This window comes from uncultured Porphyromonas sp. (genome assembly GCF_938039215.1).
Classification (GTDB): domain Bacteria; phylum Bacteroidota; class Bacteroidia; order Bacteroidales; family Porphyromonadaceae; genus Porphyromonas.
Window position 1 is genome coordinate 1 of the sequence record NZ_CALHVI010000043.1, and the last position, 14061, is coordinate 14061.

Here is a 14061-nt window from a genome sequence, read left to right on the forward strand (position 1 = left end):
CATTGGACTCCCCCTCAGTACTTCTTATTCATGGTAAGCACATAGTTTGGAGAGCCCATATAGCTAGGGGCTGCACTACCCTATTTATAGTAGGTCCAGTGACCCGTCGTAGAGCATCCAAGTACCCATTCATAGCACACCAAAGAGACCCATTCATGGGGTACTCGAGCTACCCATGTATGGGTCACCTCAGTCACCCATGAATGGGTGACTTCTTCGAGGCATGTAAGAGCCCATTCTTGCTTCGTCATAATCTCACTATCTTTGTTCTAGGCAATGCCAGCTGCATGGTGCCTATAGACCCTCTTCCAGTGATATGAAGCACTTAGTATCGATCAACCAACTCTCCTCTGAAGAGATCCTACATCTCCTAGATCGAGCCGCTCTCTTCGAGCAGAATCCCAACCGTAAGCTTCTTGAGGGGCGTGTCATCGCCACCTTGTTCTTCGAGCCATCAACACGTACTCGTCTGAGCTTTGAGACGGCTGTCAATCGTCTTGGAGGTCGTGTCATTGGCTTCTCTGATGCCTCTACCTCCAGCTCCTCCAAGGGCGAATCCCTCAAGGATACCATATCTATGGTAGGGAACTATGCCGATGCCATCGTCATGCGCCACTATCTGGAGGGGGCAGCTCTCTATGCCTCGGAGCTTAATCGTGCACCGATCATCAATGCTGGGGATGGAGCTAACCAGCACCCTTCGCAGACGCTCCTTGACCTCTATGCCATCCGCAAGACGCAGGGCAGTCTCTATGACAAGACCATCGCCCTCGTCGGGGATCTGAAGTACGGGCGCACAGTACACTCCCTCATCGTCGGGATGGCTCCCTTCCGACCTCGCTTCATCTTCGTCTCTCCTCCCGAGCTAAGCATGCCCGAGGAGTGCAAGGACTTCTGTCGGCAGGCTGGGATCCCATTTACGGAGACGACCGACTTCACCCCCGAGGTGATCCGCAGCGTAGATATCCTCTACATGACGCGCGTACAGCGTGAGCGCTTCATCGACCTCGAGGAGTATGAACGTGTGAAGAATGTCTACGTCCTCACCGCCTCCATGCTCGAAGGCTGTCGGGAGAACCTGCGCATCCTCCATCCGCTCCCCCGTGTCAATGAGATCGCCCTAGATGTGGACGATACCCCACAGGCTTACTATGTAGAGCAGGCTCAGGGAGGACTGTATGTCCGCCAGTCCATCCTCTGCGAAGTCCTGGGCATAGAGATCGACGACTAGTTCACACTGCCCCTTACCTAGAGACTCATGAATAAAGATAAGATGCTCGTCGAGGCGATCCGTGATGGGATCGTCCTAGACCATATCCCAGCAGAGAAGCTCTTTCAGATCGTAGCCCTCCTCCATCTAGATGAGCTGACGACTCCTGTGACGATCGGGAACAACCTCCTAAGTGCCCGCCAAGAGCGCAAGGGCATTATCAAGATGGCAGACCACTTCGTTTCCGCCGAAGAGATCGACAAGATAGCCCTCCTTGCTCCTAATGTGCACCTCAATGTGATCCGTGACTATCAGGTCATCGAGAAGCGTAAGGTCAGCCTCCCCTCCGAGATCCATGGGCTCGTACGCTGCTCCAATCCTAAGTGCATCACCAACGCTGAGCCTATGCAGACCTTCTTCCATATCTCAGCCGAAGAGGCCAAGGGAGGGAAGGCTGTCCTCGAGTGCCACTACTGCGGGCGCAAGACTAGAGCAGAGGAGGCCGAACTCCTATGAGGGTAGACTGGAAGCCGGGGACGCTCATCTATCCCCTACCCGCCGTACTCATCAGCTGCGGGTCGATGGAGGATGGCGAGGCGAATATCCTCACCGCCTCGTGGGTGAGCACCGTGTGTACCAATCCCCCGATGTGCGTCGTCGGCATTCGTCCCGAGCGCTACTCACACGATCTCATCCAGCAGCATGGAGCCTTTGGGATCAACCTCTCTACCGTCTCTATGGCACGTGAGACAGACTGGTGCGGTGTCGTATCGGGGCGGAAGATGGACAAGTTCGAAGCCTGTGGCTTCACCAAGGAGGCAGGCTCCACGCTCGGAGTACCACTCATCGAGGAGTCACCCATCAGTCTCGAATGTCGCGTGCGTGAGGTCACCCCGCTGGGGAGTCATGATCTCTTCCTCGCCGAGGTCGTAGGCGTACGTGCCGATGAGCAGTATATTGATCCCGAGACGGGAGCTTTCGACATGAAGCGGGCAGGACTACTCGTCTATGCCCACGGCGAATACTTCGGCCTAGGAGAATACATAGGACACTTCGGCTGGTCGGTACGCAAGAAGAAGACCAAGCGACGCTAGTCCCCGACTCCTCTCCCCTATTATACTAAGACATAGCTATGGGGCAGATCGCACCGCCGACCTGCCCCTTATCTTGACCTGAATGAACAGCAGCAAACTAGACGTTTACCCACATAACTTCTCCGAGAAGATCGGCTATACTGAGGTCAGACACATCCTCGAGGGCTACTGCACCTCCACTTTAGGGCAAGAGGAGATGCAGCGCCTAGAGGCTTCGTGCGACACGACAGAGATCGCCCGAGCACAGGATGAATCTCGAGAGATGATCACCATCCTCTCTGGAGAGTCCGTCCTCCCCTCTCTGGCCCTCGTCGACTGTAGCGAGGTGCTTCGCCGCATCCGTCCTCAAGGCACGTACATCGAGGAGGAAGAGCTCCTAGACCTCCTGCGTATGCTGGAGACCCTGCATAGTCTACAGCACTTCTTCCTAGAGGAGCATGCCTCGGGGGAGCGAGCCGAGGAGACCTTCGCTTACACCTACCCTCGCCTCGCCCTACTTCTGGAGGGTACTCCATCCTTCCCCAAGATCGAGAGCCACCTACGCTCCCTACTCACCGAGGAGGGGAAGCTCCGTGATAATGCCTCCCGTGAACTCCTACGCATACGCCAGTCGATCCGTGAGACAGAGCGCGGCCTCTCGGGTATGCTCCAGCGCATCCTCTCCACAGCTCGTCAGGAGGGCTGGGTAGAGCCAGACACGCAGCCGACACTACGTGATGGTCGCCTCGTGATCCCCATGAGCCCGATGCACAAGCGTAAGCTCCGAGGGATCATCCATGACGAATCCGCCACGGGGAAGACCGTATTCATCGAGCCCGTGGAGCTTGTCGAGGCCAACAACCATATCCGAGAGCTGGAGAGCGAAGAGCGTCGTGAGGTGATCCGCATCCTTACAGAGGTAGCGAGTCGTCTGCGCCCCAATATCCCGCATCTGCTCGGTGCCTATGCGCTCCTCGGACACTATGATTTTGTCCGAGCCAAAGCACGCTGGGCGGGTGATGTCGGGGGGATATGCCCTCGCATCTCTGACCAGCCTACCCTCGAATGGTGGGGAGCTAAGCATCCCCTCCTGCTCCGTTCGCTCCGAGCTCAGGACCGAAGCATCGTCCCTCTGGATATACGACTACAAGCCCCCGAGGCTCGCATCCTTCTGATATCGGGGCCTAATGCAGGGGGGAAGTCCGTCTGCCTCAAGACCGTCGGGCTTCTGCAGTACCTTGTGCAGTGTGGGATCCCCGTGCCGATGGCCGATCACTCGTCCGTAGGGATCTTTGATCGTCTCTATATCGACATCGGTGACGAGCAGTCCATCGAGGATGACCTCAGTACCTATAGCTCGCATCTGAGGAACATGAAGCACTTCGTCAAGGAGGGAGGCTCACGGAGCCTACTTCTCATCGATGAGTTCGGTGGAGGCACTGAGCCTACCATCGGCGGAGCGATAGCGCAGGCACTCCTCCACCGCTTCAATGATGCGGGATGCTTCGGAGTGATCACGACGCACTACCAGAATCTCAAGACCTACGCCGAGGATCATGCTGGGCTCATCAACGGGGCTATGCTCTACGACCGCCACGAGATGCGTCCGCTCTTCAAGCTCTCCATCGGTCGTCCAGGGAGCTCCTTCGCCATAGAGATCGCGCGTAAGATAGGTTTGCCCGAAGAGGTGATCCAAGAGGTGCGTGAGGAGGTAGGCTCCGACTACATCGACATGGACAAGTACCTGCAGGATGTCATCCGAGATAAACGCTACTGGGAGACGAAGCGCCAAAGCATCCGACAGGAAGAGAAGATCCTGCAAGAGGCTTCAAGCAAATATGCCGAGGGGATGAGCCAAATTGCTACCGAGCGCAAGCGTATCATCCAAGAGGCTAAGAAGGAGGCTCAGCGCATCATCCAAGAGGCAAATGCCGAGATCGAACGTACCATCCGTGAGATCCGAGAGGCCGAGGCGGCTAAGGACGAGACCCGCTCGATACGTCAGAGGCTAGCGGACTACAAGGAGGAACTCTCAGCCGAGGCTGAAGCAGAGGCTCTAGCACAAGCAAAGAAGACCCAGCGGGAGGTAGAGCGTCTCCTAGCCCGACGACAGCGCCACGCAGAGCGCAAGACTAAGGGGAAGGAGACACCTACCCTCAAGCTCCGCACCGAAGCCTCAGCGACCAGTACCTCGGAGATGCAGGGGCATGCCCCACTCGAGGTCGGTAGTGTCGTTCGCATCGAGGGACAGAAGGCACTAGGCACGATCCTCTCCATCTCTGACCGAGAGGCTAGTGTAGCCCTTGGAGCTCTGAAGACAACAATCCCTCTGAAGCGTCTCCATGGGGTATCATCCGCTGAAGCACAGCGCCACCTTCGGAAGACCACCCCAGCACAAGCCGTACGCTCATCGGGGATCATCGACCAAATCCACCAGAAGCGACTCAGCTTCCGTCAGGAGATCGACGTACGTGGCTTCCGTGCCTCAGAGGCCGTGGATGCCGTAGCCTACTTCATCGACGAGGCTCTCCAGCTTGGAGTCAACCAAGTACGTATCCTGCATGGTACAGGAACGGGTGCCCTACGTGAGTCGATACGCACCTACCTCAGTGGTGTCTCTGGGGTCGAGCACTTCCACGATGAAGATGTCCGCTTCGGAGGTGCTGGGATCACCGTCGTCGAGATGGCTTAGCCTCACACCTTCTTAGGGGATGCCCCAAGCTCATAAGCTAAGGCTACCCCATACTCCCCTTTATACAAGGGTGGCTACCTGCGTCATGATGACGAAGGAAGCCCCTAGCATAAAGGGGATTTTTGCACCCCATGAATGGGTCACCGAGACGACCCATTCATGGGGTACTTGAGCGACCCATGTATGCCTCCCTCTGATGACCTATGAATGGGATGCTTAGGTAAGATCTCTATTGACCCTTTCGGCTGAGGATACTTGCACTCCCTCGATGCTCTACCAAAGTCACCTCCAGCTCTCCATGTAGCATCCCCCAAGCAAAGCGAGGTAGAAATCACCCCTCTCCCGCTCATTTACCCACAAACTGAAGCTTGATCAACCTCTCCTCTAAGACATCATTAAACTTCTTAAAAAGAGAAGATTACGAGCCTTACCTTCCCGTATATACTTCCTTAAAAACTATATTAAATCGCCAAGCCTTACCAAGCGGAACAAGCTATCGGAATAATCAATACATTTGCTCATGTCAATGTATAACCAACGCATTAAACTACGCTAACAATGAGAGACAACAAAAGAGTCTATACCTTCGGGAACGGCCTTGCTGAGGGTAAAGCGGAAATGAAGAATCTCCTCGGAGGTAAAGGGGCTAATCTGGCAGAAATGAACCTCATCGGTGTGCCCGTCCCCCCAGGCTTTACGATCACGACGGAGACTTGCAACGAGTACTTCTCTCGGGGCAAAGAAACACTCATCTCCCTCCTCACCGAAGAAGTCATGCAGGCGGTCCATCATATCGAGGGGCTCATGGGATCTACCTTCGGCGATCCCTCCAACCCGCTCCTCGTCTCCGTGCGCTCAGGGGCTCGTGCCTCGATGCCAGGGATGATGGATACCATCCTTAACCTTGGTCTTAATGATACCGTCGTCGAAGGGCTCGCCAAGAAGACTGGCAATGAGCGCTTCGCCTATGATAGCTACCGCCGCTTTGTCCAGATGTACGGGGATGTCGTCCTCGGCATGAAGCCTGAGAGCAAAGAGGATGTAGCCCCCTTCGAAGAAATCATCGATCGGGTCAAAGCACAGCGTGGTGTACATCTAGATAATGAACTGAATGTCGACGAACTCAAGAGCCTCGTCGTCCTCTTCAAGCAAGAAATCAAGCGTCGTACGGGCAAGGACTTCCCCTCCGATCCTATGGAGCAGCTCTGGGGAGCTATCTGCGCTGTCTTCGATAGCTGGATGAACGAACGAGCCATCCTCTACCGCAAGATGGAAGGCATCCCCGCCGAATGGGGTACTGCCGTCAATGTGCAGGCTATGGTCTTCGGTAACATGGGCGACACTTCAGCCACTGGGGTCTGCTTCAGCCGTAATGCAGCCACTGGCGAGAATGTCTTCAACGGGGAGTATCTCGTCAATGCTCAGGGAGAAGATGTCGTAGCAGGGATCCGTACCCCACGACAGATCACTAAGGCTGGCTCACTTAGCTGGGCTGAGCAGCAGTGCGTCGAGGAGTCTGTACGTTCGACCCGATACCTCTCCATGGAGGAAACAATGCCCGAGATCTATGCCCAGCTCAATGCTATCCAGCAGAAGCTCGAGGATCACTATCGAGATATGCAGGACATGGAGTTCACGGTCCAGGAAGGAAAGCTATGGTTCCTCCAGACCCGCAACGGGAAGCGCACAGGTACCGCCATGGTCAAGATCGCTATGGATCTGCTGCGTGATGGAGTCATCGATGAGAAGACCGCTCTCATGCGCTGCGAGCCTCACAAGCTAGATGAGCTCCTGCACCCCGTCTTCGACCCCGCAGCTCGTAAGCAAGCTAAGGTCCTCACCAGTGGGCTCCCAGCCTCTCCTGGGGCTGCATCAGGGCAGATCGTCTTCTTCGCCGATGACGCTACCCGCTGGCATGAAGAAGGCCGCCGTGTGATCATGGTACGCATCGAGACTTCTCCCGAAGACCTCGCAGGTATGTCTGCTGCCGAAGGGATCCTCACCGCTCGTGGTGGGATGACCTCCCATGCAGCCGTCGTAGCTCGTGGTATGGGTAAGTGCTGTGTCTCAGGTGCAGGTGCTCTCAATATCGACTACAAGCGTCGCACCGTAGAGATTGATGGGGTCGTACTCAAGGAAGGTGACTACCTATCGCTCAACGGGAGCACAGGGGAAGTCTACCTCGGTCAGGTAGATACGCAGCCCGCAGAGCTCACGGGTGACTTCGCTGATCTGATGAAGCTCTGTGAGAAGTACTCCAAGCTCGTCGTCCGCACGAATGCCGATACACCACACGATGCTACTATAGCTCGCTCCTTCGGTGCTGTCGGTATCGGTCTGTGCCGTACGGAGCACATGTTCTTCGAGAACGAGAAGATCAAGGCCATGCGTGAGATGATCCTTGCTGACTCGAAGGAAGGACGTGAGAAGGCTCTTGCCAAGCTCCTACCTTACCAGAAGGAAGACTTCTATGGCATCCTCAAGTCTATGGATGGATGCCCCGTGAACGTTCGTCTCCTTGACCCCCCTCTCCATGAGTTCGTCCCCCACGATCTCGCTGGTCAGCAGATCATGGCCGATGAGATGGGTATATCGGTAGAAGAAGTGGCACGTCGTGTCAATTCGCTCAGTGAGCACAACCCCATGCTCGGTCATCGTGGTTGCCGCCTAGGGAACACTTACCCTGAGATCACGGTCATGCAGACACGAGCCGTCCTATCGGCTGCTATCCAGCTGAAGAAGGAGGGCTACGACCCACGACCAGAGATTATGGTTCCGCTGATCGGTATCGTCAATGAGTTCGACGAGCAGGAGAAGGTCATCCGTGATACCGCACGTGAGCTCTTCGCCGAAGAAGGTGTAGAGATCGACTTCCATGTCGGTACGATGATCGAGATCCCTCGAGCAGCACTCACCGCCGATCTGATCGCTAAGCATGCCCAGTACTTCAGCTTCGGTACGAACGACTTGACGCAGATGACCTTCGGCTACAGCCGAGATGATATCGCAGGCTTCCTGCCCGTCTATCTCGACAAGAAGATCCTCAGTGTCGACCCCTTCCAGGAGCTCGATCAGGAGGGTGTAGGTCAGCTGATCAAGATGGCCGTAGAGCGTGGACGTGCTACCCGCCCAGATCTCCCCTGCGGTATCTGTGGTGAGCACGGTGGTGATCCTCGCTCGGTGAAGTTCTGCCACAGCATCGGGCTGAACTACGTCAGTTGCTCCCCCTTCCGTGTGCCTATCGCTCGCCTAGCAGCAGCCCAGGCAGCTATCGAATAGGAGCATAAGCCTCTCCTCTTAGTCAAGAGCCCTTCCCCGCTACACTCAGCCGAGGGAGGGCTCTTGCTCTATCCACCCGCGGAGGATCGGAATAAGTAGGTATGCCATCCCTATTTTTTCTCCCCACAATTAGGTAGAGTCAGAGGATTATCATTACCTTTGCAGAGAAGAATAAGACCTCCTATGGATGCCTAAGTGCATCAGAGGAGAGAGTACCATTTCTCGTCACCATCACAGCGATGACTCTGCACCCTCGTGAGAAGGATATGAGTGACCTTTAGGCTGTGAAGCAGACGAGCTCTTAAACGGTCGAAGCCTAGCGCTAAGAGGAGCTGAGCTCCCTTAGGGTTAGGCTTCTTTTATGTACCTACGAGTCCGAGAGCTACGTTATAGGAGGATTACCCTTTCTCCTCTGTAAGTCATCCCTAGAAAATTCTTACCTTTGAAGTAAGCTTATTCACTTCCTAAACACCACACGCACATGAAAAAGCTAATTACCACCCTTGCCTTTGGACTTCTGGTGGCTTCCTTTGGCTGTAGCTACCAGCCTAATCGCATCCCTCAGCCCCGTCAGGATCGGTCGCAGACCTCGACGAAGACGAGAAGGGTCACTACCGGCACATCTACCACTACCTCCCGCCATACTAAGGGACGGGATAGCCTTGCCACCGACTCGATCCTTCCCCCTGGGTCGAAGCCCATCGGGGCTAGGCGACCCACCGACTCCTTACCGCCTACACAGAGACTAGATAGCATCTCGGAGGAACTGATCTTTGGCGATACGACCCTCCTGGAGCTCCCACGTCTTGCCGGAGGAGCGCAGAATTACTTCATCACGCACCATGCCTCGGGAGTCGTGAACTACTCGCTGGAGTACGACGTCCATAAGCTCCATGCCCGCTGGGTCGCCTTCTCCTTCGATGAGGTGACTTCGAGAGACAGCATCTCACGCACCAATGCTTGGAGCTGGGATCCTAAGGTCCCCAAGGCTTATGACACCTCGGCCTTCTTCCGTCATAGCGGCTATAGCCGAGGACATCTCGTCGCCTCTGAGGATAGGATTTACTCTCGTGAGGCCAATGAACAGACCTTCTACTACACCAACATGAGCCCACAGCTCCAGTCGCACAATGCAGGGGTCTGGCATCGCCTAGAGAACAAAGTCCAACAGTGGGGACGTGACCGCAACTTCTGCGACAAGCTCTATGTAGCCAAGGGTGCTACGATCCGAGAGGATCAGATCGAAGAAAAGCGCCTTGCAGGCAAGGTCGTCATCCCTCGCTACTTCTGGATGGCAGTACTGATGAAGAAGGGTAGCTCCTACCATGCTATAGCCTTCCTCACTGAGCATCGCAACTATGGTAGGAGTGAGCACATCGAGGACATGACCCTCTCCGTCCAAGAGCTTGAGAAGTTCACGGGATTAGACTTCTTCTATCACCTCCCCGATAAAGTGGAGAAGCGTGTTGAGAAGGTTGATCCCAAGACTCCCGAAGCACGACGCATCTGGTGGAGTAAATAGTACCCTCTCCATTTAGCCAACAGTACACTACCTCCGACACCATGTAGTACCCACCAGATGGGGCTCATGGTGTCGGAGGTCTTTTATTGACCTTTCCCCTTGGAGATCTGGGGAAAAGGCTTACCTTTGTCGTGAGCAACTCGAAGGGGTGCTGGCACAGAGACGATAAGTCCTGAGCTGAGCTGAGATTATACCCGAAGACCTGATCCAGATAATGCTGGCGTAGGCAGAGAGTGATGGCGAAGTCTCGCCGCTTATCCTCTTGTATCTTCCGTTTATCTTGCTTGGCGATGGTGTATGCGCTCATCGCCTCCTCCCTCATGGTCTAGGCTCTCTGGACTAAGAGTTAGCTCGTGCTTTCTCTTCGCATATCATATAGCACCATGAAGGAAGAATAATCCGATGAAGATCCAGATCAATGGAGAGCCTACCCTCCTCCCCTCCCCCTGTACCTTGACCGAAGCCCTTGCCCATCTAGGGCGAGAGTTGCCCCCACGCTCAGCTGTAGCCATCAACGCTCAGATCATCACACGCTCTACCCTTGAGCATACCCAGCTCCAGGACGGCGATGATGTCCTCCTCATCCTCCCGACCTTCGGAGGATAGCCTGTCTAGTACCCCCTCATACCCAACGATCAAACACTATCTATCAATGAAAATCAACGAAGTCGTGACCCATGGCCCTATGATGGGCTCCGAGAAGATCTACGTCTCAGGCAAGCTATTCCCAGACCTCCGTGTAGGGATGCGCAGGATCCCCCTATCCGATACCATCCATGAGGATGGAAGCCGTACTCCCAATGCTCCCGTTGTCGTCTACGATACTGGAGGGCCCTATACCGATCCTGCATATGTAGTCGATCTAGAGAAGGGACTCCCTCGTCTGCGAACCCCATGGATAGGGCGACGAGGCGACACCCTTCGACAAGAAGCTTTAGGGAGTACGTATGCTCAAGATCGCCTCTCCGATCATGCCCTTGATGGTCTACGCTATCGACATATATCTACCCAGCCTCTTGCCGCCCGAGAGGGCTGTGTGACTCAGCGCTACTATGCCTCCCAAGGGATCATCACCGAGGAGATGGAGTACGTCGCTATCCGAGAGAATCAGCTTATCGAGGAAGCCCGTGAGCGCTTCGCCCTCCGAGGCGATGCTATGGGTGCCGTCCTACCCGATGTAGTTACTCCTGAGTTCGTCCGCAATGAGATCGCCCAAGGACGAGCGATTATCCCAGCGAACATCAATCATCCAGAGATGGAGCCGATGATCATCGGACGTAACTTCCTCTGTAAGGTCAATGCTAACATCGGGAACTCTGCCATCACCAGCAGTATAGCCGAAGAAGTAGAGAAAGCGGTATGGGCTACTCGTTGGGGAGCTGATACTGTCATGGATCTCTCGACAGGAAGGCATATCCATGAGACACGAGAGTGGATCATCCGCAATAGTCCCGTGCCCATCGGTACCGTCCCTCTTTACCAAGCCTTAGAAAAGGTACGTGGGCGTGTCTCTGATCTGACTTGGGAGATCTACCGAGACACCCTCATCGAGCAGGCAGAGCAAGGGGTAGACTACTTCACCATCCATGCTGGACTTAGGAAGGAACATATCCCTCTGACGCTACACCGTCTGACGGGCATCGTCAGCCGTGGAGGAGCGATCATGGCAGGCTGGTGCACAGAGAAGGACAAGGAGAGCTTCCTCTACGAGCACTTTGAAGAGATCTGCCAGATAGCAGCCCGCTATGATGTCTCCCTCTCCCTCGGGGATGGCTTGCGTCCTGGATGTATCCATGATGCCAACGATGCCGCCCAGATGGCCGAACTCAAGACACTTGGTGAGCTCAATAGGATAGCAGCAAAATATCATGTGCAAGTGATGATCGAGGGACCAGGGCATATCCCGATGCAGCTCATCCCAGAGAACATGACTCGGGAGCTCCTCGACTGCGACGAAGCACCATTCTATACCCTCGGGCCTCTGGTCTCAGACATAGGCGCAGGCTACGACCATATCACAGGAGCCATAGGAGCCTCCATCATCGGGCATCACGGTACAGCCATGCTCTGCTATGTGACACGCAAGGAGCACCTCGGACTCCCCGAGCGTGATGATGTACGTGAGGGTGTCGTCACCTACAAGCTAGCAGCTCATGCGACCGACCTAGCAAAGGGACACCCCACAGCCTACCTTCGTGATCATGCGATGAGCAAGGCACGCTTTGAGTTCAGATGGCGGGATCAGTTCCATCTAGCCCTAGACCCAGAGCGAGCCATGGAGCTTCATGACCAGACGCTCCCCGAAGAGATACACAAGGAGAAGCACTTCTGCTCCATGTGCGGAGAGCACTTCTGCTCGATGCGTGCTAACCGCACCTTCCGTCAGACACTCTTGGCAGGGCAGTCTCCTAGCGCTCCACAAAGGATACAAGGGATCGCTCATACCTCTGAGGGAGGATGCTGTCAAAGGGAAGAGTAAGACCATCTCCTATGCAACCTCATCAGATCATCGTCATCCCCCCCCCCGAACTTAGGGGGGCGGAAGAGGCGATATGGATAGCTCATCTCCTCCGCCTCGGGATATGCCGAGTGCATATACGTAAGCCTAATGCGACACGGGAGGCACTTATAGAGCTCCTTCAAGCAATCCCTCGGGAGCTGAGGAGGCGATGTGTCGTATCTCATCACGTCGACTTAGCTTGCGAATATAGTTTGGGAGGAGTGCACCTCTCTGTCTCAGACTGGAGGGGACTCTCTCAGCGTCCTAAGGGTCTTCGATCCGACCAGCTTATTGGAGTAAGTTGCCACAGCCAAGAGGAACTTGAGGCACTCCCCTTCGCTCCTAGCTATGCCTACCTAAGCCCCGTGGCTCCGAGCATAAGCAAGGTGGGCTACGGAGCTACAAGAGCTTGGTCGGAAGAGACGCTAATAGATCTCTGCCGATCGTATACCTTCCCCCTCATCGCTCTGGGCGGTATTCTCCCAGAGAACGCTAACTTCTTCCTTCGGCTAGGCTTCTCGGCGGTAGCGAGCTTAGGCTATTGGGAAGGACTAAGGCTTCACGAGCTAGAGGGAGCTCTCCATCGCATGTACCAGCCAAGGGTGCTCTTCTGTGGCGGACTTGACCCTACAGCAGAGGCGGGGATCACGGCTGATGCTCGCCATGCCGAGCGTCTTGGTGCTCGGTGCTATACGGTAGCTACGGCACTGACGAGGCAGGATGCTCATTCCTTCTACGGATGTACCTCCGTCAGTGAAGAGGATCTCGTGGGGCAGCTGGAGGCGCTCTCCCAGCAAGCCTCTCCAGAGGTCGCTAAAATTGGTCTTGCTACCTCACTCGGACAAGTCCTCACGATCACCAAACATATTCGCCGCTTCTTCCCCACCTGCTTGATCGCGTGGGATCCTATACTAAGGACTAGCTCAGGCTACACGCTCCTCTCCGACAGCACACCTGAGTCGCTACATCAGGCTATAAGTGAGGTCGACCTTCTTCTCCCCAATGCTTACGAACGGGAAGTACTCTTCGGGGGAATGCCACCTCAAGAGGTCGCCCGATGCTCCGACACAATACTCCTCTGTAAGTCCGCCCTAGCTACGAGCGGGGAGATCACCGATATAGCCTACCTCCCCGATGGGGAATCAATCCAGCGCACAACCTTATCTATGGGAGAAGATCGCCATGGTACGGGCTGTCTCTACGCAGCACAGCTCGCCGTGGCGCTTGCTCGTGGGGAAGAACTCGGTCAAGCTATGGGAAAGGCACAGCGAGCCGTTGGGTGCTACCGTCGCGGGGGTATGCTTCCCGAAGAGAAGGGACAAGTGCATCTAGGACGACGGATGTTCATCACCCACGGTAGGACAAACACAGAGATCCTCGAGCAGACAGAGCGTGTCCTTCGACTGGGGCTAGCGGATCTTGTCCAGCTACGGATGAAGGGAAGTCCACGGGAGGCTATCCTTGAGACGGCTCGTGACCTACAAGCTATCTGCCGTAGCTTCAGAGTTCCACTCATCATCAATGACCACGTAGACATCGCCGAAGAGATCTCTGCAGATGGGGTGCACTTAGGCAAGGAAGATATGTCCCCTACCCTTGCTCGTCAGATCCTAGGTCCTTCGGTGCTGATTGGCCGTACCTGCAATAGCCTAGAGGATCTAGATGAGGCAAGATCACAGCCCGTAGACTATATAGGTCTAGGTCCTTTCCGCTTCACTAAGACTAAGGAGAAGCTTGCTCCAGTGCTTGGCCTAGAAGGCTACCAACGACTCAAGCTCCATGACT

General features: G+C 55.2%; 9 protein-coding genes and 1 riboswitch. All 9 genes read left to right on the plus strand.

Going from position 1 to position 14061, the window contains the following annotated elements; all coding sequences use genetic code 11:
* The first annotated feature begins 316 nt into the window (after positions 1-316).
* Positions 317-1231 (plus strand): aspartate carbamoyltransferase, encoded by a 915-nt coding sequence (gene pyrB / locus Q0336_RS06025; RefSeq protein WP_298526635.1) that lies wholly within the window; start codon positions 317-319, stop codon positions 1229-1231.
* A 27-nt stretch (positions 1232-1258) separates the two neighbouring features.
* Positions 1259-1726 (plus strand): aspartate carbamoyltransferase regulatory subunit, encoded by a 468-nt coding sequence (locus Q0336_RS06030; RefSeq protein ID WP_298526637.1) that lies wholly within the window; start codon positions 1259-1261, stop codon positions 1724-1726.
* The gene (locus Q0336_RS06035) at positions 1723-2304 is read left to right on the plus strand and encodes a flavin reductase family protein (protein ID WP_297192516.1); all 582 of its coding nucleotides are present in this window, start codon (positions 1723-1725) and stop codon (positions 2302-2304) included. Before Q0336_RS06030 ends, Q0336_RS06035 begins: the two co-directional genes overlap by 4 nt.
* Positions 2305-2386: 82 nt before the next feature.
* Positions 2387-4975, plus strand: a complete 2589-nt coding sequence (locus tag Q0336_RS06040; RefSeq protein WP_298526648.1) for a Smr/MutS family protein — start codon at positions 2387-2389, stop codon at positions 4973-4975.
* 558 nt (positions 4976-5533) lie between these two features.
* Positions 5534-8254, plus strand: coding sequence for a pyruvate, phosphate dikinase (gene ppdK / locus Q0336_RS06045; protein WP_298526650.1), 2721 nt, complete (start codon positions 5534-5536; stop codon positions 8252-8254).
* A gap of 481 nt (positions 8255-8735) precedes the next feature.
* Entirely contained in the window at positions 8736-9776 is a 1041-nt protein-coding gene (locus Q0336_RS06050; RefSeq protein ID WP_298526652.1) for a DNA/RNA non-specific endonuclease, read from the plus strand.
* Positions 9777-9910: 134 nt separating this feature from the next.
* Positions 9911-10022: riboswitch (TPP riboswitch) on the plus strand.
* A 156-nt stretch (positions 10023-10178) separates the two neighbouring features.
* Entirely contained in the window at positions 10179-10382 is a 204-nt protein-coding gene (gene thiS / locus Q0336_RS06055) for a sulfur carrier protein ThiS (RefSeq protein ID WP_298526654.1), read from the plus strand.
* 46 nt (positions 10383-10428) lie between these two features.
* A complete protein-coding gene (gene thiC, locus Q0336_RS06060) occupies positions 10429-12255 on the plus strand; it encodes a phosphomethylpyrimidine synthase ThiC (RefSeq protein WP_298526656.1) in 1827 nt (608 codons plus the stop codon).
* 11 nt (positions 12256-12266) lie between these two features.
* A partial coding sequence (locus Q0336_RS06065; RefSeq protein WP_298526658.1) for a thiamine phosphate synthase occupies positions 12267-14061 on the plus strand: 1795 nt, incomplete at its 3' end.